Annotated in this window: 17 protein-coding genes; 6 read left to right on the forward strand and 11 right to left on the reverse strand. The window is 50.0% G+C overall.

What is annotated here, in order from left to right; translation table 11 throughout:
• Nucleotides 1–96 precede the first annotated feature (96 nt).
• From DFR47_RS10595 to DFR47_RS10615, 5 genes are all read left to right on the forward strand, one after another.
• Entirely contained in the window at nucleotides 97–1,023 is a 927-nt protein-coding gene (locus DFR47_RS10595) for a DMT family transporter (protein ID WP_113944372.1), read from the forward strand.
• Between the two features lie 523 nt (nucleotides 1,024–1,546).
• A complete protein-coding gene (gene ugpB, locus DFR47_RS10600; RefSeq protein WP_113944373.1) occupies nucleotides 1,547–2,857 on the forward strand; it encodes a sn-glycerol-3-phosphate ABC transporter substrate-binding protein UgpB in 1,311 nt (436 codons plus the stop codon).
• Between the two features lie 318 nt (nucleotides 2,858–3,175).
• On the forward strand, nucleotides 3,176–4,057 hold the full coding sequence (ugpA, locus tag DFR47_RS10605; RefSeq protein ID WP_113944519.1) for a sn-glycerol-3-phosphate ABC transporter permease UgpA: 882 nt from the start codon (nucleotides 3,176–3,178) through the stop codon (nucleotides 4,055–4,057).
• Nucleotides 4,058–4,066: 9 nt separating this feature from the next.
• Nucleotides 4,067–4,915, forward strand: a complete 849-nt coding sequence (gene ugpE / locus DFR47_RS10610; RefSeq protein ID WP_113944374.1) for a sn-glycerol-3-phosphate ABC transporter permease UgpE — start codon at nucleotides 4,067–4,069, stop codon at nucleotides 4,913–4,915.
• Nucleotides 4,915–5,955, forward strand: coding sequence for a sn-glycerol-3-phosphate import ATP-binding protein UgpC (locus tag DFR47_RS10615; protein WP_113944375.1), 1,041 nt, complete (start codon nucleotides 4,915–4,917; stop codon nucleotides 5,953–5,955). Before ugpE ends, DFR47_RS10615 begins: the two co-directional genes overlap by 1 nt.
• Nucleotides 5,956–6,217: 262 nt before the next feature.
• Here DFR47_RS10615 and DFR47_RS10620 read toward each other — a convergent pair whose 3' ends face one another.
• The 6 genes from DFR47_RS10620 to DFR47_RS10645 form a co-directional block, all read right to left on the reverse strand.
• Nucleotides 6,218–7,273 (reverse strand): polysaccharide deacetylase family protein, encoded by a 1,056-nt coding sequence (locus DFR47_RS10620; protein WP_113944376.1) that lies wholly within the window; start codon nucleotides 7,271–7,273, stop codon nucleotides 6,218–6,220.
• Between the two features lie 86 nt (nucleotides 7,274–7,359).
• Nucleotides 7,360–7,821, reverse strand: a complete 462-nt coding sequence (locus DFR47_RS10625; RefSeq protein WP_113944377.1) for a Kazal-type serine protease inhibitor domain-containing protein — start codon at nucleotides 7,819–7,821, stop codon at nucleotides 7,360–7,362.
• Nucleotides 7,822–7,944: 123 nt separating this feature from the next.
• Nucleotides 7,945–9,180 carry a saccharopine dehydrogenase family protein gene (locus DFR47_RS10630; protein ID WP_113944378.1) on the reverse strand — a complete coding sequence of 412 codons (1,236 nt, stop codon included), beginning with the start codon at nucleotides 9,178–9,180 and terminating at the stop codon, nucleotides 7,945–7,947.
• A gap of 138 nt (nucleotides 9,181–9,318) precedes the next feature.
• On the reverse strand, nucleotides 9,319–10,419 hold the full coding sequence (locus DFR47_RS10635) for a carboxynorspermidine decarboxylase (RefSeq protein ID WP_113944379.1): 1,101 nt from the start codon (nucleotides 10,417–10,419) through the stop codon (nucleotides 9,319–9,321).
• 310 nt (nucleotides 10,420–10,729) lie between these two features.
• Entirely contained in the window at nucleotides 10,730–11,605 is an 876-nt protein-coding gene (locus DFR47_RS10640) for a carbon-nitrogen hydrolase family protein (RefSeq protein ID WP_113944380.1), read from the reverse strand.
• A complete protein-coding gene (locus DFR47_RS10645; RefSeq protein ID WP_113944381.1) occupies nucleotides 11,605–12,198 on the reverse strand; it encodes a GNAT family N-acetyltransferase in 594 nt (197 codons plus the stop codon). The genes DFR47_RS10640 and DFR47_RS10645 overlap by 1 nt, the downstream gene beginning before the upstream one ends.
• 176 nt (nucleotides 12,199–12,374) lie before the next feature.
• Between DFR47_RS10645 and DFR47_RS10650 the strand changes: the two genes are divergently transcribed.
• Nucleotides 12,375–12,776, forward strand: a complete 402-nt coding sequence (locus DFR47_RS10650) for a ketosteroid isomerase-related protein (protein WP_113944520.1) — start codon at nucleotides 12,375–12,377, stop codon at nucleotides 12,774–12,776.
• 44 nt (nucleotides 12,777–12,820) lie between these two features.
• Here the strand turns inward: DFR47_RS10650 and DFR47_RS10655 are convergent, their stop codons facing one another.
• The 5 genes from DFR47_RS10655 to DFR47_RS10675 form a co-directional block, all read right to left on the reverse strand.
• The gene (locus tag DFR47_RS10655) at nucleotides 12,821–13,579 is read right to left on the reverse strand and encodes an iron ABC transporter ATP-binding protein (RefSeq protein ID WP_113944382.1); all 759 of its coding nucleotides are present in this window, start codon (nucleotides 13,577–13,579) and stop codon (nucleotides 12,821–12,823) included.
• Nucleotides 13,576–14,472, reverse strand: coding sequence for an iron chelate uptake ABC transporter family permease subunit (locus DFR47_RS10660; RefSeq protein ID WP_113944521.1), 897 nt, complete (start codon nucleotides 14,470–14,472; stop codon nucleotides 13,576–13,578). The genes DFR47_RS10655 and DFR47_RS10660 overlap by 4 nt, the downstream gene beginning before the upstream one ends.
• A 109-nt stretch (nucleotides 14,473–14,581) precedes the next feature.
• Nucleotides 14,582–15,541, reverse strand: coding sequence for an ABC transporter permease (locus DFR47_RS10665; protein ID WP_113944383.1), 960 nt, complete (start codon nucleotides 15,539–15,541; stop codon nucleotides 14,582–14,584).
• Between the two features lie 243 nt (nucleotides 15,542–15,784).
• On the reverse strand, nucleotides 15,785–16,687 hold the full coding sequence (locus tag DFR47_RS10670; protein WP_245416541.1) for a siderophore ABC transporter substrate-binding protein: 903 nt from the start codon (nucleotides 16,685–16,687) through the stop codon (nucleotides 15,785–15,787).
• A 61-nt stretch (nucleotides 16,688–16,748) separates the two neighbouring features.
• On the reverse strand, nucleotides 16,749–17,534 hold the full coding sequence (locus DFR47_RS10675; RefSeq protein WP_113944385.1) for a siderophore-interacting protein: 786 nt from the start codon (nucleotides 17,532–17,534) through the stop codon (nucleotides 16,749–16,751).
• Between the last annotated feature and the right edge of the window lie 15 nt (nucleotides 17,535–17,549).

The following is a 17,549-nucleotide window of genomic DNA, read 5'->3' on the forward strand; positions in this document are numbered from 1 at the left end:
GCAGATCAATTTTTCTAAACTGCTTGTTACTATACCCGCAGCAAAATAGCTGCGTTTCTCATATATAAGGCTGCTTTAGCAGGCGGCAGGTACACAATGAACAAAACAATCCCAGAAGCCGCCACCGCCAATACATCCGGCCTGCTGCAAAATACGCCTGAAACCCAGCGTAAAGCTATTATTGCACTTTTACTCGGCGGCTTGCTGATCAGCTGCTCCCCTATTCTGGTGCGTTTTGCGGAAACCGGCCCGATTGTTACGGCTTTCTGGCGTTTGGCATTGGCTGTTATCCCGATGCTGATCCTGAACAACCGCATGAAACATGGTGCGGATCAGGTAAAGCCCAACTCACTAGCTGATATTGCTATCCTTGCCGTGCCGGGCATTCTGATTGGCTTGGAACTGGTTGTTTGGCATATCTCGCTGACAATGACATCGGTTGCCAATTCCACTTTGATTGTAAACCTGTCCCCGATTTTTGTGGCACTGGGCGGTTGGCTGTTTCTCAAGCAAAAAATCAGCAAAATTTTTGTCAGCGGGCTGGCCTTGGCCATTGTCGGAGTGCTGATTTTGAAGGGTGGCCCCGATCTGTCCGGCCATAGCAGCCTGAAGGGTGACGCTGTCGCCCTTATCGCGGCGATCTTATACGCAGCCTATATTCTGATGCTCGGTTTCACGCGCCGCCGTTTTTCCACTTCCACTATCATGCTCTGCACAACCATCAGCGCAACCCTGACAATTCTGCCGCTCGCACTGATTTTTGAAACACAATATTTTCCGCTGACTTTGTTTGGCTGGTTTATTGTCTGCGCTCTGGCCTGGATGACACAGGCCGCAGGGCAAAGCCTGATCACTTTCGCGATTGCATGGCTGCCGGTGGCGTTTTCTTCTCTGACGCTGCTGATACAGCCCGTTGTTGCCGCTATTCTGGCGTGGATTTTGCTCTCGGAACCACTCAGCATCTGGCAAATTTGCGGTGGTTTGGTGGTCATTGCCGGTATCATGCAGGCAAGGCGCGGTTGAATTTCACGCCTGCCAGCACGGTTTATCCTAAATTATTTTACGCTTTGGTCAAAAAAACTGTGTTCAGCATCTTGAACTTCTTTGAACCTTGCTCCATATGAAGCTCACTTGCTGGCGCGCTTCCTCCCATTTCGCGCTGCAAGTGTTCCCCTCGAAGGCATCTAAATGCCTTCTTAAATTCAGCCGGGCTTTTTAGTCCGGCTTTTTTTCTGCCTGTATTACGGCTTCGTCCTCAAATTTCTCGGCAGAATCACCCGGCAAACGGCATATTTTTGAAATCATGCATTTTATGGCACGTAATTTTATTATCGCTTGTTTTGTGCCAGACTCTTCGCCAAAATGAGCTTCAGCATAGAATTATGCGTGAATAGCTTTCGTAATTGTGCTTTTCTCTTTCGTATTAAATGTTATATGCGCTAAAACGAAAGAGCCTTTGACAACCACAGAACCGCCGTACTCAACAGAAGTCACAAGACAACTGTTTATTCCGGTGTTTCGTTTCATTGAACTTCAGGGAGAAGTCATGTCCAAACGTCTGATGACTGTTTCAGTAGCGGCACTCACCATGTCCGTCGCATTTGCATCCAACGCATTTGCAGTGACTGAGCTGCAATGGTGGCACGGTATGGCCGGTTCTAACAACGAAGTTGTTGAACAGCTCTCCAAGGAATTCAATGAAAGCCAGAGCGAATTCAAAATCGTTCCTGTCTATAAAGGCAGCTATCCTGAAACACTGAATGCCGGTATTGCTGCATTCCGTTCCAAGCAGGCTCCTGCCATTCTGCAGGTTTTCGATGCCGGTAGCGGCGTGATGATGGGCGCTGAAGGTGCAGTTCTGCCGGTTGCAGATGTGCTGGAAAAAGGTGGTTTCAAATTCGATAAAGCGAAATACCTTGCCGGTATCACCGCTTATTATTCGAAGCCGGACGGCACAATGCTGTCTTTCCCGTATAATTCTTCTTCACCAATCCTTTACTACAACAAAGATGCTTTCAAAAAAGCCGGTCTCGATCCGGAAGTAGCGCCAAAGACATGGCCTGAAGTTTTTGAAGCTGCCCGCAAAATTAAAACCAGTGGCGCTGCAAATTGTGGCTTTACCTCCACATGGCTGACATGGATTCAGACTGAAAACTTCGCTGCATGGAACAACGTACCATACGGCACCAATGAAAACGGCCTTGCAGGTCTCGATGTGAAACTCGAAATCAATGCTCCGCTGTTTGAACAGCATTTTCAGGGTCTCGCAGACCTCGCTAAAGATGGTGCATTCCGTTACGGCGGCCGCACATCCGAAGCCAAACAGCTCTTCACATCCGGTGAATGCGCAATGCTGACAGAATCTTCGGGTGGCCTGGGCGACGTGGTTAAATCCGGCCTGAACTATGGTATCGGCCAGCTGCCTTATTATGAAGGCGAAGGTCGTCCGCAGAACACCATTCCGGGTGGCGCCAGCCTCTGGGTCTTCGCAGGCAAGAGCGACGAAGAATATAAGGGTATTGCCCAGTTCTTCAATTTCCTGTCGCAGACAGACATTCAGGCTCGTCTGCATCAGGTTTCCGGCTACCTGCCGGTAACACTGGCGGCTTATGAAGAAACCAAAAAATCAGGTTTCTATGACAAGAACCCGGGTCGTGAAACGCCGATCCTGCAGATGATGGGCAAAGAGCCAACAGCCAATTCCAAGGGCGTTCGTCTGGTAAACCTGCCGCAGGTTCGTGATATTCTCAACGAAGAATATGAAGCGATGCTGGCCGGTAAACAGGATGCGAAAACCGCACTGAAAAACGCTGTAGAGCGTGGCAATGCAGCGATTGCTGAAGCAGCAAACCGCTAATTCATAAAGGCCGCGTGTCCCGTGAGGGGCGCGTGGCTTTCTTCATACTGCATATAAACCCATCTTCAGAATGCTTTTGAGGATTGGCTTATATGCCAGAGCGCATCGCGGAAACGACCAATCTGTTTTCGCAACAGGATGTGCAGAATCCAAGAGGCAGAGAGCTTTCAGTGTTTTAATTTCAACTGAAAGTGCTCTGACTGACCAGCACAGTCTCTGCCTGTCCATTACAACAGGAACTGTGCAGCATTTCAAAAACTTGCCGTGCCTTTTATGCGCCTTTTCGGTGTGCGGCACTGCAATTTGAAGGAGATCTTTGTGCAGCGTGTTGTCTTTCCCAACAAGGTGCTACCCTATTTATTAGTTGCACCGCAGCTCATACTCACTTTTGTTTTCTTTTTCTGGCCGGCCAGTCAGGCGATTTATCAGTCGACGATGCGCGAAGATCCGTTTGGTCTGCGCAGCACCTTTGTCGGTTTGAAAAATTTCTCTGCCCTGTTTGCTGATCCGAATTATCTGCACTCGTTCCAGATTACGATTTTCTTCAGTATTGCCACGGCTGTACTGTCGATGGCTGTTGCGCTGTTTCTGGCAACAGCCGCAGAAAAAGTCGTGCGAAGCAAAAACCTCTACCGCACATTGCTGATCTGGCCTTATGCCGTCGCACCAGCGATTGCCGGTATTTTGTGGCTGTTCATGTTCTCGCCTGCAATGGGTACCCTCGCCTATCTGCTACGCAATGCCGGTTTTGACTGGGATCCGCTGCTGAAAGGCGATCAGGCAATGGCACTGGTGGTCTTTGCCGCATCATGGAAGCAGATCAGCTATAATTTCCTGTTCTTTGTTGCCGGTCTGCAAGCTATTCCGAAATCTCTGTTGGAAGCAGCAGCGATTGACGGTGCACGCGGTATGAAGCGGTTCTGGTCGATCACCTTCCCGTTGCTCGCTCCGACCACTTTCTTCCTGCTGGTTGTGAACACGGTTTATGCGTTCTTCGATACGTTCGGTATTATTCATGCGGTAACCGGCGGTGGTCCTGCCAAAGCCACGGAAACACTGGTCTACAAAGTGTATAATGACGGCTTCGTCAATCTTAACCTCGGCTCATCAGCAGCACAGTCTGTGATCCTGATGGTGATCGTTATTGCCCTTACGGCGTTCCAGTTCCGCTTTGTTGAAAAGCGCGTGCATTATTCCTGAGGTCAGACAATGATTGAACGTAATCCCGTTACTATCGCAATCAGCCATCTGGCGCTGATAATCGGCATCATCATTGTTGCCTTTCCGATTTATTATACATTTGTGGCCTCAACCATGACGTCGGCGGAAATTCTCCGCCCTCCGATTTCGCTGCTGCCAGGTGACCACTTTATTGAAAACTACCGCGATGCTCTGAGCGGCGGTGTGGAACGCACCGTTGGTGTGAGCCTTGAACGTCTGCTGTTCAACTCCACTGTCGTGGCGCTGGCAATTGCCATCGGTAAAATCATCATTTCTTTCACCTCGGCTTTTGCGATTGTGTTTTTCAATTTCCGCTTCCGCATGGTGTTCTTCTGGATGATCTTCATCACGCTGATGCTGCCGGTGGAAGTGCGTATTCTGCCGACCTATAAGGTTATCGTCGATCTGGGCATGATTGATACCTATGCCGGTCTGACCTTGCCATTGATGGCTTCGGCAACAGCGACCTTCCTGTTCCGCCAGTTCTTCCTGACTATTCCGGGCGAACTTGTGGAAGCCGCACGCATTGATAATGCAGGGCCGTGGCGCTTTATGAAAGACATTCTTCTGCCATTGTCCAAAACCAATATTGCAGCACTTTTTGTTATCCTGTTCATCTTCGGCTGGACACAATATCTCTGGCCTCTGCTGGTCACCAATGATGCAAAGATGAACACAATCATCATCGCTTTGCGTAAAATGGTGGATTTCGCCGACGCCGCAACACCATGGCATTTTGTAATGGTGACAACGATCCTTGCGATCATCCCTCCGATCATCGTCGTGGTTCTGATGCAGCGATGGTTCGTCAAAGGTCTTGTTGAAACGGAAAAATAATGGCTCGTATTTCTCTTGATAATGTAAAAAAAGTCTATGGCGGCAATGTCGAGACCATTAAAGGCATCTCGCTGGAAATCGCCGACGGTGAACTGGTCGTTCTGGTCGGGCCTTCCGGCTGCGGTAAATCCACTTTGCTGCGCATGATCGCCGGTCTCGAAAGCATTACTTCCGGCACCGTCTCGATTGCTGACCGCGTGGTGAATGAACTGGAACCGGCAGAGCGCGATATTGCGATGGTGTTCCAGAATTATGCGCTCTATCCGCATATGACTGTGCGCCAAAATCTGGCCTACGGTCTGAAGAACCGCAATACGCCGAAAGCCGAGATCGAACAGCGCATCGCCAAGGCTGCGAAAGCACTGGAAATTGAACAGTTTCTGGAACGCAAACCACGTCAGCTTTCCGGTGGCCAGCGCCAGCGCGTTGCCATGGGGCGTGCGATTGTGCGTGAACCGGCAGCCTTCCTGTTTGACGAACCGCTCTCCAACCTTGATGCCAAATTGCGCGTGCATATGCGTGTGGAAATCAAGCGCCTGCAGCGCTCATTGGGTGTGACCAGTGTTTATGTGACCCATGATCAGATGGAAGCAATGACACTCGCGGATCGTCTGGTGGTACTGAATGCCGGTCATATTGAGCAGGTCGGCACACCGATTGAGCTTTATGAAAAACCTGCGACAACTTTCGTTGCAACCTTTATCGGCTCGCCATCCATGAACCTGTTGTCTTGTAAAGATGCGCCATGGATGCAGCAGCTCAGCGCAAAAATTCCTGCGGAAACAGCGACCATCGGTATCCGTCCTGAAGGTTTCACCATCGGCGAGCAAAGCGCCACTTTCACAACCGATGTCACTGTTGATGCGGTTGAGCTGGTTGGCGCTGAAAGCTATGTTCATGCCCGTCTGGCTGATGACACTGCAATCATTTTCAGTGTTGCCGGTCGCAGCCAGATTACTACCGGAGAGAAGCTTAAGATCAGTGCAAGTCAATCTGCCATTCATTGCTTCGACAAAGACGGCAAACGCATTGAAATGTAAATATAAGGTATGGCGAATGATATTCTTGGAAGAAATTTCAGGAATATCGTCGCCGATTGTCTGCACTAGACAGACAGTCGGCGACGCCATGAAATCATGCCCCCGTATGAACTCTCATGGCAACCCAATTGGGATCCTGAAAAGCAAACTTATATTTATTTGCTCTTGTGTATAAAACTTAACTGCAAAATTCTGTTTAATTAAATTTATAATTTTGATCGCCTGCATCACAAATATTCATAATGTGGCTATTTCTAAATTATCATATGTTTATGAATGGGATACCGGAAATCAGCGCCCTGATATAGCGTTGTTTTTGGAAATATCCGTTCAAAGATACACGCGGAAACGATTGCGGATGGCTTAAAACAGCAGGCTTCAACATAGCTGGCTGGGTAGTAACGGCAATTGAAAAGCCAGAATCATACGCCTGAGAAAATGTATTTTTACTCACTGCCGTCTTCCATCCGTAAGGATAGGCAAAGGATAAGGGCGCTTCTGCAAGACTAGTTTTCAGCCAATCTGCCGATACTTCTATCTCTTGTCTTATACGCTGATCATCAATACGGCTAAGATTAATATGGCTGACCGAATGGGCGCCAAAATGCACCAAAGCACCATCGCGTTTTTGCAATGCCCGTAATGCCGCAAGATCCATCGTCAGCTCACGGGTGATACGCAACGGATCAAGCCCGTAGCTCAGCGCCAGCTTTGCGATCTGGTGCACAGCGTCATCCTCAGGCCGGACATCCACATATTGCGCAAAACGCGCGAAAGCGGCTTGCTTCTGCAGTGTCGTTCTGAGCGGAAGGTTCATTTCTCCCGCACCGAAATCGAAGGTCAGGTTCTCCTGCTGCCGCAGGAGCTGTTCGACCACTTCCCACCATAGAATATGACTGCGCTCGGCAAAGCCTGAGGTAATGTAGATTGTATAAGGGATATTATAGCGCCGAAAAATCGGAGATGCATAATCCGCATTGTTGCGATAACCATCATCCAGCGTAAAACAAACATAGCGTTTGTTTTCGGGATTATTTCGCAGCAATTCGGGCAGATCATGCACATGGACAGGCAGCATCCCTGCTTTTAAGACTTGCTGAATTGCCTCTTCCAAAAACTCAGGCGTAATTGAGAGAATGGCATTGGGCTCAAATTTCTGCGGGCTCGTATTTGGGCGCACATGATGCAGCGTAAAAATCAGTCCGTTCTGCGCAGCGGAAGGCAACAGCTTGTCGAGGCGTAGCAAAGATATTGCTTCCAGCCCCATACGGATGGCTGAATATCTCAGCAGGCGCTTTATTTCATGCAAGCCATTCATTTATTCCACCCAAAATTTAAAGGCTGCGACAGCTATACATATCGCAGCCTGAAAATCTCTATAGAACAGAAGCCGTAAGGACTATGTTAACGGCAGGCGCCGTTTCTCATATTACTAAAGCCGGCATTACGCGCGACACAGGCATTCGGAAATGTCTGGCTGCGACCGCGGCTGGTCGCACAGACCGGTGCATATTCACGCGTACAAGCTGTTTGCGGACGGTTATGTCCCCAGTTGCCATTCGGCCGATCCGGACGATGCTGCCATTGCGGCGGACGCGGCTGCGAAACACGGCATTCGCCTCTATTGACAATGCGATAACCCTCAGCACGCGCATGACAGCTATTGCCGAATGTCCGGCTGTTGCCATTACGCTCACCACAAACCGGCATATATTCCATCGTACACATTTGCGGCCTGTCCGGTCGTACCGGCGGACGATGATGCGGCCCTCCCTCATCAACGGCAACAGTACAGGCCGAAAGAAACAAAAGCGCCGCAAGCGGTGCGATCAGGCGTTGTAAGCGTGTAAGGCCGGAAAATCTCATGCTCTATCTTTCTCAGATCATCTGCAGATATTGCGCGATAGTAAACTATCTGTGATCCAGCACAATAAAAAAGCTCAGGAGCTTGCGCCCCTGAGCCTGATCTTAAAACGAAAACAGCTATTATCAGAAAATCTGACGTTCGCCCTGCTCGTCACGGATCCATGTGGTCAGACCGATCTTGCTCATCTGAGCGAGGAACGGACGCGGATCAAGTTCTTCAACATTGACCATTGTCTTGGCATCCCACTCGCCGGTCGCAACCAGCATAGCAGCCGCTACCGGCGGCACACCGGCAGTGTAGGAAATACCCTGTGAGCCAACTTCATTATAGGCATCCTTGTGGTCTGCCACGTTATAAATGAAGACTTCACGGTCTTTGCCGTCTTTGCTGCCCTTAACCAGATCACCGATACAGGTTTTACCGGTGTAATCCGGTGCCAATGATGACGGATCCGGCAACACAGCTTTCACCACTTTCAGCGGAATAACTTCCAGACCTTCAGCGGTTTTCACCGGCTGTTCAGACAGCAGTCCGAGATTATTCAGCACGGTAAAGACGTTGATGTAATGATCACCGAAGCCCATCCAGAAGCGCACATCCGCGCCTTCGATGTTGCGTGCCAGTGAGTGCACTTCATCATGACCGGTCATATAAGCTTTCTGTTTACCGACGACAGGAAGATCATATTCCTTGCCGACTTCAAACATCTTATTGACCTGCCATTCACCCTTCTGCCACGAATAAACGCGCCCGGTGAATTCACGGAAATTGATTTCCGGATCAAAGTTGGTGGAGAACCAACGGCCATGCGAACCCGCATTGATATCAATGATATCAATATCGGTAATCTTATCGAAATACTCGTCCTGAGCCAGTCGGGCATAGGCGTTCACAACACCCGGATCGAAGCCGATGCCGAGAATAGCGGTAATGCCTTTTTCAGCGCAGATTTCACGGCGCTTCCACTCATAGTTTGCGTACCACGGCGGGGTCTCACAAATCTTGTTCGGTTCTTCATGGATAGCGGTATCCATGTAAGCCACACCGGTATCAATACAGGCCTGCAGCACAGACATATTGATGAAAGGCGATCCGACATTGATCACGATCTGTGAATTTGTCTTGGAAATCAGTGCCTTCGTGGCTTCAATATCCAAAGCATCCAGTGCATGGGCTTCTAAAACGCCCTCAACCTTCATACTTTTCTTTTCACGAACACTGGCGATCATATCATCGCACTTAGATTTTGTTCGCGAAGCAATGTGAATATCACCCAGAACATCGTTGTTCTGCGCACATTTATGCGCCACAACCTGCGCCACGCCTCCGGCACCAATAATCAGGACATTTTTTTTCATTTCACGCGGTACGCTCCATAGTAGCCTTTTCGGCATAATCTCAGGATTTTCTGATGAGAATTATGCACTAATCAATGATACGCCCTGAACAGATTGCTCTGCACAAAGCGCATCGGTTGCATTGTTATAGTATCTGCCTCAGGAAAGGGCGGCAGCAAAATCGTCAAAGGTAAACTCTTTGACAAGCTCTTCAGTTCCGTCGAGCTGACGGACAACGATGGATGGCATTTTAACGCCGTTAAACCAGTTTTTCTTGACCATTGTGTAACCGGCCACATCCTGAATGGAAAGGCGGTCACCGATCTGCAACGGTTTTTCAAAACGGAATTCGCCGAAAATATCACCGGCAAGGCAGGATTTGCCGCAGATCATGATTTCATGATCACCGGTATTCGGTTCCATTTTCGCGGTCTGACGATAAATCAGCAGATCAAGCATATGGGCTTCAATCGAGCTGTCGACGATGGCGAGATTTTTGCCGTTGAACAGCGTATCAAGCACGGTCACTTCCAGCGTCGCGGATTTGGTAATCGCTGCTTCACCTGGCTCCAGATAAATCTGTACACCATATTTCTCGGAGAAAGCTTTAAGACGTGCGCAGAACTTATCCAGCGGATAATTATCACCGGTAAAGTGGATACCGCCGCCAAGGCTGACCCATTTCACACGCGCAATCAGATGGCCGAAGCGCTCTTCGATAATGCCGAGCATCTCATCGAAACGCTCAAATTTGTCGTTCTCACAATTATTGTGGAACATAAAGCCGGAGACTTTATCCATCACAGCTTCGATCTTCGTGGCATCCCATTCACCAAGACGGCTGAACGGGCGCGCAGGATCGGCCAGTGTAAAGTCCGATGTGGAAACCTGCGGATTTACACGCAGACCACGGATATGGTTTTTTGATGCTTCATCAAAACGGGTCAGCTGGCCGATAGAGTTAAAGATGATTTTGTCGCTGTTTTTCAGCACATCTTCAATTTCATCATCCGCATAGGCCACGCTATAAGCATGGGTTTCACCCGGAAATTTTTCTTTGCCCAGACGAACTTCATAAAGCGAAGACGATGTTGTGCCATCCATATATTCGCTCATCAGATCAAACACAGACCATGTAGCGAAACATTTCAAAGCCAGCAACGATTTCGCGCCGGATTGTTCACGCACATATTTAATCTTTTCCAGATTAGGCAGAAGTTTGCTTTTATCGATGAGGTAATACGGGGTATTTGTCGTCAATTCGTTTGTCCGGTCCGTTACAGTTACGCATTGTGGCGGGGAAAGATCATCCTGCGGGCAGGAATCCGCGAGACAAAATTCGTCTGGCTGCGGTGCCTCTTCTTTACTGCATAATCTTCAAAACCGAAACTGATTTTATAAATTTACACAGTTGCTATACAAATTCTGCTTCTCACCACGCCGTTCATAGTTTCTCCCCTTATATAGGGGCTTAATATGACGATTTAAATACGAGCAACACACAAGGCCAGTTTTCAGCCGGTCATTTTGTAAACTGCTCCGGCCAGTCGGAGTCAACAAACTGCTCAAATCAGTCGCGGTCGATAAACTGCTCCGGCCAGTCGCGGTGGGTAAACACCTGCCCCTGCTCCCGCAAGCGACGAACCTGCGCCAGATCAATGCTGCAATGCATCCAGCAGCTAACCGCTGTTGTATCCGTTTCGCTCTCAGCAAAAACACCGCTTGGCGGCATTCCATAATCCGACGGCACATAGAGTGCGGCGCGGCCACTGTTTTCATCCAGCGCCGGTGACCACAAAGCCTCTCCTGCTGTCGGGGAAACTAACACGGCAAACTGGTTTTCCAGCGCCCGCGCCTGCGCGCCGATACGCACGCGATAATAGCCCGCCAGCGTATCTGTGCAACTTGGTGCTAAAATCAGCTCTGCCCCCTGATCACTCAGACGGCGTGACAGCATCGGAAACTCATTATCATAGCAGATCAGAATCCCGATCCTGCCAAATGCAGTTTCAAAACAATGCACATCTTCAACACCGCCGCTGATACCCCATTGCTCGCGCTCAAAACGGGTCATGATGATTTTGTCCTGATGCCCGATCAGACCATCCGGCCCGAACAGCCATGCGCGATTGCGATATTTGCCATCCGGATCAAGCACCGGTGCACTGCCGGGTTGCAAGACAATCTCATGCTCACGGGCAATCGCCTCACAAAGTTCCAGCCAACGCGGGATAAGCGGCTGAATGCCGGAAATAGAACCGTGCAGGTCACTGCGAACCGCCGGCTCTAACTGGCCGGACAGCACAAGCCCCGCATATTCCGGCAACAGCAGCACCTGCGCCCCTTGAGCAACGGCATCGGCACAAAGTGCTCGCAGGTGTTGCTCATAGGCATCCCAGGCCTCAATCAACTCAATCACATATTGGCAAGAAGCAAGATGCAGCATCAGCTCAGTTCCTTCACCCAGAATGACATTGGCTTATCGGTTTCATGAACATCTCCCACATCACGCCAGCTATACTGTGTGCGTAATTCCGGCCGATGGAAGAAACCGCGCTTATTCCAGAAGCTGTCCAGCGGCTGATAGTCTGCCGGTCGCAGCGGATGATCCTGCGGGCGCTCCACCGCGCAAAAACAACAGGTCGTAAACGCACCGTTTTGACGCGCATAGTTTTCGCGCTCTTCAAAAAAGCGCACACCAAGACCGGTGCCGCGATAGGCGGGTAACAACACAGATTCCCCGAAATAAAAGATCTTAGCCGGATCATAACCAAGCCCGATAAAGGGCGCTTTGAACGCCGGTGTTTCATCGCGCATCGGAATACCGGTAGATGCGCCAATGACATCAAAACCATCAATCGCCAGCACAAAGAGACTGTCAGGAGACTGCGCATAAGTCGCAATGTAATTGGCTTCGTAATCCATTTCCCCGTCATAAAGATAAGGAAAATCGCGAAAAACCTGAATGCGCAACCGTGCCAGATCATCAATATAAGGCGCGATCGCGCGGCCTGAATAGGTCTCAATTCTGACAGTCATACACTATCCTCCAGCTCCCCTTCTCTATAAGCGATCACACTGAAAAGAACAGGACTGGTTACGGCAGAGATTTACGCAAAAGTGCCATTTCCCTGCGCATTTACGCCTTTCCTTTGAACGTACAAGGCGTAAGAAGGATCAGCAAATATTCGGGAGACATTGCCATGACCGCTTCAGTGACTGCGACACAAATTATCCGCGCCTATTATGATGCTTTTAATGCGCAGGATATGGAGACTTTTATCAGCCTTCTGCATGATGAAGTCGTGCATGACATTAATCAGGGCGAGCGCCATCAGGGTAAAGAGCATTTCCGCTCTTTCATGGCGCATATGAACCGTTCCTATAAGGAAAATCTCACCGAAATGGTGATCATGGCCAATGCGGAAGGCACACGCGGCGCAGCGGAATTTATCGTAAATGGTGAATATATAGCCACAGACGAAGGCTTGCCGGAAGCAAAAGGCCAGAAATATGTGCTGCCTGCCGGTGCATTTTTTGAACTTCGCGACGGCAAAGTTGCCCGCATCAGCAATTATTACAATCTCAATGACTGGATTGCACAGGTAAACAAATAACAGAAAGTGCGCCGCTTTTTATCAATTGAGAAGCGGCGCAGCTTTTACATGAAATAGGTAGCGATACGTTTGCCTTCGACATCCTGCACTTTAAACACTGTGCCATAGATGGATTCCAGCACCACAGGGCAGACAATCTCTTCCGGTGTGCCCTGACAAAACAATTTACCGTTCAGCATTGCAACAATATGGTCTGAATAGCAGGACGCGAAATTAATATCATGCAGCACGACAACAACCGTCTTGCCCAGATCATCCGCCGCCTTGCGCAATAGCTTCATCATCTCGACCGAGTGTTTCATGTCGAGATTATTCAGCGGTTCGTCAAACAGCGTGTAATCCGTATCCTGACACAGCACCATCGCCACATAGGCACGCTGGCGCTGACCACCGGACAACTCATCCAGAAAACGGTCGGCAAGATCGCTCAAATTCAGATATTGAATAGACCGTGCTACGAATTGCGCGTCTTCTGCGGTTGGCCTGCCTTTGCTATATGGATAACGGCCGAAGGTCACCAGATCACGCACGGTCAGACGCGCAGTCATGTGGTTTTCCTGCCGCAGGATCGACAGGCGTTTTGCCAGCACATCTCCGGCAGTGCGTGCCACATCCATATTATCGACCAGCACCTGCCCCTGATCCGTCGGAATAAGACGGCTGATCATCGACAGCAATGTGGATTTACCGGCACCGTTAGGGCCAATAATCGACGTGATGCCGCCCGATGGCAATGTCAGCGAGACATTATTGACCACCAGAGTTTCGCCATAGGTTTTACTGACGGCTTTGACCTCAATCATCGGGCAACTCCTCGTACCAGCATCAGAATAAAGAACAGGCCGCCGACAAATTCAATCACAATGCCCAAGGCGGTATTAAAGGCAAACACACGCTCAAGAATAAGCTGCCCACCAACCAAAGCGATCACAGCCAGCAGTGCAGCGGCAGGAATAGTATAGCGGTGACGCGTCACCGGCATGATCATATAAGCCAGATTAGCCACCAGCAGACCGAAAAATGTAACGGGACCAACCAAAGCCGTTGACACAGAAACCAGCACTGCAACCATCATCAGAATGATCATTGTTGTGCGCTTGTAATTGATACCAAGACCAATTGCTGTCTCACGCCCCAAAGACAGAATGTCAAAACGATGACCAATGCGCCATGCGATCACAGAGACCACAGCGACAATCGCAGTCGACAAGCCCAGCAACTGGCTGTCTATCGTATTGAAAGATGCAAATAGCCTGTCTTGCAGCACCACAAAATCATTCGGATCGATAATGCGCTGCATAAATCCGGTACCGGAACGGAAAAACACACCGAAGATAATCCCCACCAGCATCAAAAGATGCAGCGAGCGCCCCTCACCGGCAAACAGCCAGCGATAAAGCAGACCGGAAAAGCCCATCATCAGCACGATTTCGACCAGAAACATCAGTTTCGGATTGGCCATAGAAACGGCATGAGCACCGAGCGCGAAAACCAGCACCGTTTGCAACAGCGCATAGAGCGCATCGAAACCCATGATCGAGGGCGTCAAAATCCGGTTATTGGTGATGGTCTGAAACAGGATCGTCGACAAGGCGATGGAATAGGCAACCAAAATCATCGCGGCAAGCTTGGTGCCGCGAAACGGCAGCACAAAGCTCCAGCTGCCCTTAGCGCCAATCGTCATAAAGCCTGCCATCGCAATCAACGCAAGCAGTGCGAGCAATGCCAGTCTTTTCAACGCGCTGCGGCGGTTGGCCGGATTTTCAACCGGCAATGTGCTTTCACTGCGCACCGGATAGATTGTTTCATGCACCACGGGCGGACTTCCTTAAAACGAGATACAGGAAGAAGGCACTGCCCAGCACGCCAAGAATTGTACCGACCGGAATTTCATAAGGCGCATTAATTGTGCGTCCGATCATATCGCAGATCAGCACCAGACCGGCACCAAGCAAGGCAATCCACGGAAGTGAGCGGCGCATACTGTCGCCCATCACCATGCTCACCACATTCGGCACAATCAGCCCAAGGAATGGCACAATGCCCACGGTTGTCACCACGCAGGCCGTGACCATAGCAACGATTGTCAGACCCAGCGTCATCACACGGCGGTAATTCAAACCGAGATTGGTCGTAAACGCCTCGCCCATACCGGCAACGGTAAACCGGTCAGCGGCAATATAGGCTGCTACCGTCAGACCGAAAGACAGCCACAATAGCTCATAACGGCCACGCAGCACGGCGGAAAAATCGCCGGTCGTCCATGCGCCCATCGACTGCAGCAAATCAAAACGATAGGCGAAGAATGTGGTAATTGCGGAGATCACCCCGCCAAGCATAATCCCGACAAGCGGCACAATCACCGGCGAACGCAGCGGAATTTGACGCAAAATCAGCATAAACAGCGCAGTACCGGCCAGTGCAAAACTTGTCGCCACCAGCATTTTGCCGAAAACCGGCAAGCCCGGCGCCAAAATCATAACTGTCAGAATACCAAGAGAAGCTGAATCCACCGTGCCGGCAGTTGAAGGCTCAACAAAACGGTTGCGCGCCAAAATCTGCATGATTGTACCGGAAACAGCCATGCCCGCACCGGCAAGGATCAGTGCAAGGGTGCGCGGAATACGGGTTTCCACCAGAACGAATTGCGCGCGCCGAGCGGTTTCATCACCAAACAGACTTTGCAAAGACACATCACTCACACCGATAAACAAGCTTATCAGCGCAAGAACGATCAGCAGGCATGTGGCAGCAATCAACTTCACAAGGACAGCAACCGTTTTAAGCGTTTCACTTCACAGACATAGCTGCATAAGCGATCAGCGGTGGACACAATACAAGCATAATAAAAAGGCAGCAGTGACAATGCATTGCTGCCTTTTCAAGAGTCTTGCAGACAATCCGGATGCTTTAACCTGAAAGAACCGGCGGGGTAAAGTCAAAACACGACATATTTACTCCGCTTATCCGTTAAGATCACGCATTTTGCCGGATATTTGCCTTTCAGTTTATTTTTTGAGACCGGCGATCAGCTGATCAACGATTTTTTCCATCGAGGTCAGACCACTGGCATTGAGATACCATGCAGAGCCGTCCAGATAGATAACCTGCTTGTTTTTCCACGCATTGGTCTGGGCAATCACTGCATTATCGAGGAATTTTTCAGCGGCAACGCCTTCACGGCCAATCGCTGCATCACGATCGATAACATAGAGCCAGTCCGGATTTTTCTCGAGAATATATTCGAATGAGATCGGCTGACCATGACCGCCCGGCTTGATATCATCCGCAGCAGGTTTCACACCGAATTCGCCATACAGCACACCAAAACGGGAGCCCGGACCATAGGCACTCATTTTACCGCCGGTTGTCAGGATGAGAAGACCGGTACCGGATTTGGCAGTCAGTGTTTTCAGTTCGTCCTTTTTAGCGTTCAGCTTGGTCAGAGCATCTTCAGCTTCTTTGTCTTTGCCGAAGATATTGGCCAGCGTGCGGATATTGTCTTCCGAGCTTTTCACAAAATTTGCAGCATCCGCTGTCAGATCAATGGTTGGTGCAATCTTGGCCAGCTCAGCATATTTGGCAGCAGAACGACCACCAACAATGATCAGATCCGGCTGGGCAGCGTTTACCGCCTCATAATCCGGTTCAAACAATGTACCGACCTTGATGTAGTCATCAGCAGCATATTTGCTCAAATAATCCTGCATTTTGATGGTCGGAACACCGGCCACTTTAACGCCCAGCGTGTCCAGCGTATCAAGGGATGAAAGATCAAAGGTGATCACTTTCTGCGGAACATCCGGCAGTTTGGTTTCACCCTGTGCATGTTTTACGGTGACTTCACCGGCAAGAGCTGCGCCTGCAAACAGAATGGCACCGGCAGCGATGCTTGCGAAAAGTCCTGTCATGCGTTTCATCTTATTTCCTTTTCACCTGAATATTTCAATTCAATTTGAATCGTCTCGATTATCAGTCTTCAACGTGGTCATGGCCGCCGATACGGCCCGGACGCCAGTAACCTTCAGACGCAATCTGCTCACGGGTCAGACCGCGCGAAATCAAATTCTGGCGCTGTTTGCGCACATTGCTTGTTTCACCGATCAGGATGGCATGGCCACGACCATGCGGAAGCATAAAACGACCGACAGCGTCTGCCATAAAGTCATTTGGACCTGCTTTCAGCTCACCACGATGCAGCCATGTAATCTGCGTTGCGGTCAGACCTTCACGAATATCATTCAGCGCGATTTCTGAATCGATATTGTCCACTTCGACCAGCACATGCATCTGCGCTTTGGCAGGCATAGTCTCCAGAATATGGACAATCGCAGGCAGGCAGCATTCGTCACCGGTGATCAGATGCCAGTCTGCATCCTCACGGAAAGACGCACCGCCGCGCGGGCCACGCACATTGATTTTGTCGCCGATCTTGGCATCACGGGCAAAAGCAGGCCCTGGTGTCAGATTATTGGCATCGCCATGCATGAAGAAATCAACAGCCAGCAGACCTTTGTCCTTGTCAAAGCTGCGGATTGTATAATCGCGGCGGCCAAATTCACTGTCAGCAGTTGGCAGCATCATTACGATGGCCTGTCCCGGACGATAGGTAAATTCTGCAATATCAGGCGCGGTAAAAGTCACACGACGCATATTAACCGGCGCATCAGCCACTGCCGTTACTGTCAGTTCCCACTGGCGCAATTGCGGGCGTCCCATTGGCGGTGTCGGAACCTGAGGGGCTTGATCTTGTGTCATATATGCTCACTCCCT

The sequence above is a fragment of the Pseudochrobactrum asaccharolyticum genome, assembly GCF_003314995.1.
Classification (GTDB): domain Bacteria; phylum Pseudomonadota; class Alphaproteobacteria; order Rhizobiales; family Rhizobiaceae; genus Pseudochrobactrum; species Pseudochrobactrum asaccharolyticum.

Coding starts and splice junctions, on each gene's coding strand:
- DFR47_RS10620 (WP_113944376.1), bottom strand. CDS start 7,273: ATGAATGGCTTGCATGAAATAAAGCGCCTGCTGAGATATTCAGCCATC.
- DFR47_RS10595 (WP_113944372.1), top strand. CDS start 97: ATGAACAAAACAATCCCAGAAGCCGCCACCGCCAATACATCCGGCCTG.
- DFR47_RS10655 (WP_113944382.1), bottom strand. CDS start 13,579: ATGATTGAGGTCAAAGCCGTCAGTAAAACCTATGGCGAAACTCTGGTG.
- ugpB (WP_113944373.1), top strand. CDS start 1,547: ATGTCCAAACGTCTGATGACTGTTTCAGTAGCGGCACTCACCATGTCC.
- ugpE (WP_113944374.1), top strand. CDS start 4,067: ATGATTGAACGTAATCCCGTTACTATCGCAATCAGCCATCTGGCGCTG.
- DFR47_RS10625 (WP_113944377.1), bottom strand. CDS start 7,821: ATGAGATTTTCCGGCCTTACACGCTTACAACGCCTGATCGCACCGCTT.
- DFR47_RS10615 (WP_113944375.1), top strand. CDS start 4,915: ATGGCTCGTATTTCTCTTGATAATGTAAAAAAAGTCTATGGCGGCAAT.
- DFR47_RS10675 (WP_113944385.1), bottom strand. CDS start 17,534: ATGACACAAGATCAAGCCCCTCAGGTTCCGACACCGCCAATGGGACGC.
- DFR47_RS10645 (WP_113944381.1), bottom strand. CDS start 12,198: ATGACTGTCAGAATTGAGACCTATTCAGGCCGCGCGATCGCGCCTTAT.
- DFR47_RS10630 (WP_113944378.1), bottom strand. CDS start 9,180: ATGAAAAAAAATGTCCTGATTATTGGTGCCGGAGGCGTGGCGCAGGTT.
- DFR47_RS10640 (WP_113944380.1), bottom strand. CDS start 11,605: ATGCTGCATCTTGCTTCTTGCCAATATGTGATTGAGTTGATTGAGGCC.
- DFR47_RS10670 (WP_245416541.1), bottom strand. CDS start 16,687: ATGACAGGACTTTTCGCAAGCATCGCTGCCGGTGCCATTCTGTTTGCA.
- DFR47_RS10660 (WP_113944521.1), bottom strand. CDS start 14,472: ATGGCAGGCTTTATGACGATTGGCGCTAAGGGCAGCTGGAGCTTTGTG.